Origin of the sequence: Aliiruegeria lutimaris (assembly GCF_900099935.1) — a bacterium.
GTDB lineage: Bacteria > Pseudomonadota > Alphaproteobacteria > Rhodobacterales > Rhodobacteraceae > Tropicimonas > Tropicimonas lutimaris.
In genome coordinates, this window is the sequence record NZ_FNEK01000160.1 from 1 (window position 1) to 2,931 (window position 2,931).

Genomic DNA, 2,931 nt, shown 5'->3' on the forward strand with positions numbered 1-2,931 from the left:
TTCTTGTTCATCTTCGCTCCTTATCAGCTTCGATGAACCAGAACCCTCCGTTGCTCAAACCCCTAAATCTCTCCGTCGGGTGCTGACGTCAGGCAGATGGTACCGCCTCCCTGGCTTGAACAGGGGACCTCTGGATCCACAATCCAGCGCTCTAACCAACTGAGCTAAGGCGGCACAGGGCGGTCGTTTATCCTGAGAGGGAGAAGGGTGCAAGACCCTTGGTGCAATTAGAAGCGGATTTCCCAGGTTTGGTTCACGACATGCTGCCCAAAGGCGTGTTCAGCCTGTTCGTGAACGCACTGAAACCCGTGTTCGGCATAGAGCGCGCAGGCGGCCTCAAGATTCTTCTGGGTCCACAGCGTCATGCCCTTGAAGCCGGAATCGCGGGCATGGCGAACGCAGGCAGAGACCAGCGCGCGGCCGAGCCCCAAGCCGCGCGCATTGGGTTCCACGAACAGCACGCGCAGTTTGGCCAGTTCCGCGTCGTGGCGCGTACACAGGACTGAGCCGAGCCGGGTGCCGCTCTTCGTTGTTGCAATCCAGCCGCGCTCGCATCGCGGCTCCCGTTTGGTCAGGAAATCGGCCAGTATCTGCGCGACAACGGCCTCGAAATCCGCGTTGAAACCGTATTGTTCGGCATAGAACTCCGCGTGGCGCTGGATGATCCAGCCTGCGTCGCCGGGTTCCACATCACGGAGAATAGGCCTGTCCGTGGCCCTGTCTTCTTGCAGGAACAATTGCTCGATCCTGTCCATCGCGGCCAAGAGCTCCGACCGCGAGACAGCCGACAGGTCCTTCAGACGCTCCCCAACCGCCTTTCGGGCCGATACGCGAAACGGCGCAAGCCGGGCCAGGCCGGAAGGACTTATCTGCAGCAGACGCCGCCGCGCATCCTTCGGATCGGGCTGGCGTTCTATCCAGCCTTTTTCCTCGAAGCGCTTGAAAAGGCGGCTGGCATAGCCCTCGTCCAGGCGGAGCGCTTGCGAGATTTCCCGCGCCGTGCTGCCGCTCTCGCCGCTGTCGATATCCTGCAGCAACCGCACCTCGGCAAGCGACAGGCCGCTTTCCAAAAAGCTGGAATCCAGCAACCCGATGGCTTTCGTATAGGCGCGATTGAAGGCGCGAATCCGGTCGATCTCGTCCATTATGATCCTCCGGCTCCAGTCTCCGAATATTTGCTTGCTTTAGTCAAGTATATTCCCACCCTTGCTCATTCCGTTTCGGCGGGCTAGGCAAAGCTCCATTGCGAAGGAGCCCCCGATGAGCATCGACAAGGAAAGCGATATCTCTGCCAATATTCAGATCGGTCCGACGACCCTGGGCATGGTGCGCATTTATATCGAGGGCGAAGGGGTTGAACTGCCGCTCGATTTCGAGCCCGAGGAAGCCGAGGAAATTGCCGAGGAACTTAGAGCCGCCGCGGAACGTGCGCGACAGATGTCCAAGGGCAAGAAGGGCTGATCACACCTCGTCGATCAGCGCCCGAACACCCGGGTCGCGAAAAGCCTGCAACCGGCGCGCGGCGTGGCGGGCGAATTTCCGGGTCATGACCTTGCGTCGGGCGGCAGCGAGTTTCGTTTCCGGCCCGATCCGCTGGATCTCGGCATCATAGGCATCTGCCATGATCAGCCCGGTCTCCGGGGGCAGCAGGTCGGTTGGAAACTCGCCGTCCACGGCCCAGAAAAACCGGTCGCACCATTCCAGGTAGCCCTGCCATTTCTGATCGGCGCGGAAATCCGCCCGACTCGACTTGCACTCGACGATCCAGATTTCGCCCTTCGGCCCGAGCGCCATGACATCGACCCTGAGGCCGGCGGTCGGCACGAGTTCCTCGACCGTCACGAAATCCAGGCTGGCCAGGTGACGGCACACGCCGCGTGCCAGAAGCTGTCCCGGCATCAGGCTGTCGAAAGGCGAGAGAGTGCTATCATTCATGCCGGCAGTGTGAACAATGCATGAACATTTGGCAAGCCATCCGAGAGCCACCTTGATATCCAACCCTCCGGCGGGACAGGATCGCGGCGACGGTATATCCGGGCAACGGTCTCGCGTGTGGTGGCCGCCCGGCAAAGGAGTGGTTTCATGAGCGGCATCAGCATTCGCAAGACGATCTATCTCGACGCGACCCCGGAACGTGTCTGGTCCTTCCTGACCGCGCCCGAGCGGCTCGCCAAATGGTTTCACCCGTCGCAATCGCCGTTGACGGAAGGGGCGGACTACGTGCTGACGGATGTCGGCTCGGGCCAGGAACTGATCCGCGGCCGGGTGATGTCCGCGCAGCCGCCGCTGTGTCTCCACTTCACGTTCGAGATCCCGCCGCTACAGGAACGCGAGACAACTGTTCTCTGGACATTGGAGGCGGTTCCTGGCGGCACGCGCCTCTCGCTGGAACATGACGGGTTGCCGGAGGGGGAGGGGGCTTTCGGTCTCATCCTTGCCTTGGACGAGGGATGGGACGCGCATCTGGGCGCGTTGCGGCTCAATGTTCCTGACGTGGAACCCGAAAAAACAAACTGACCCCTTGCCGTGAGCGTCGTGGGTGCCTATGTCCGGCGATGGCGGATCTGTCCTTCTCGTGCCGGGGCCAAATTCCAGTGGCCTTAAGCAATTCCGAGGGAGCTGGCTCTGTTCGGACCCTGGTTCGTTTACCTGGCGCCCACCTGTAAATACAGGTCCTCGGGAATGAAACGCCCTCACGGCTGCGCACGGTCCCCGCCACGCTTCTCGCCCCGAAACCCGTCCCTAGCGGACCGGGTTCGGGCGCGGGGCAAGCGAAGCCTCTTCAAGCAACTGTTTTCATTGCGCGAACTTTGACGTACGGGCCTTGCGCCGCGTATCGGCTAGAGCGTGTCGCGGCCTATCTGATTCAGGCTTCCCAGATTGGTTGTGATGTGATTCCCTTCTGTTGAGGCAGATATAGGGGTCTCAGAT

Annotated in this window: 4 protein-coding genes and 1 tRNA gene; 2 read left to right on the forward strand and 3 right to left on the reverse strand. The window is 61.1% G+C overall.

The annotated features are described in order from the left end of the window. Window positions 1-97: 97 nt before the first annotated feature. A tRNA-His gene (locus tag BLR85_RS28040) sits at window positions 98-174 on the reverse strand. Between the two features lie 53 nt (window positions 175-227). Then, complete coding sequence (locus tag BLR85_RS28045) at window positions 228-1,145, reverse strand: bifunctional helix-turn-helix transcriptional regulator/GNAT family N-acetyltransferase (RefSeq protein ID WP_093165138.1); 918 nt, start codon at window positions 1,143-1,145, stop codon at window positions 228-230. Between the two features lie 115 nt (window positions 1,146-1,260). Here BLR85_RS28045 and BLR85_RS28050 point away from each other — a divergent pair, with 115 nt between their 5' ends. Next, window positions 1,261-1,461 carry a DUF6324 family protein gene (locus BLR85_RS28050; RefSeq protein ID WP_093165141.1) on the forward strand — a complete coding sequence of 67 codons (201 nt, stop codon included), beginning with the start codon at window positions 1,261-1,263 and terminating at the stop codon, window positions 1,459-1,461. On the opposite strand, the gene BLR85_RS28055 is transcribed toward BLR85_RS28050, so the two are convergent. After that, window positions 1,462-1,935, reverse strand: coding sequence for an MmcB family DNA repair protein (locus tag BLR85_RS28055; protein WP_093165147.1), 474 nt, complete (start codon window positions 1,933-1,935; stop codon window positions 1,462-1,464). 147 nt (window positions 1,936-2,082) lie between these two features. On the opposite strand from BLR85_RS28055, the gene BLR85_RS28060 reads away from it, so the two are divergent. Continuing rightward, a complete protein-coding gene (locus tag BLR85_RS28060) occupies window positions 2,083-2,517 on the forward strand; it encodes an SRPBCC family protein (protein WP_093165144.1) in 435 nt (144 codons plus the stop codon). Window positions 2,518-2,931 lie beyond the last annotated feature (414 nt).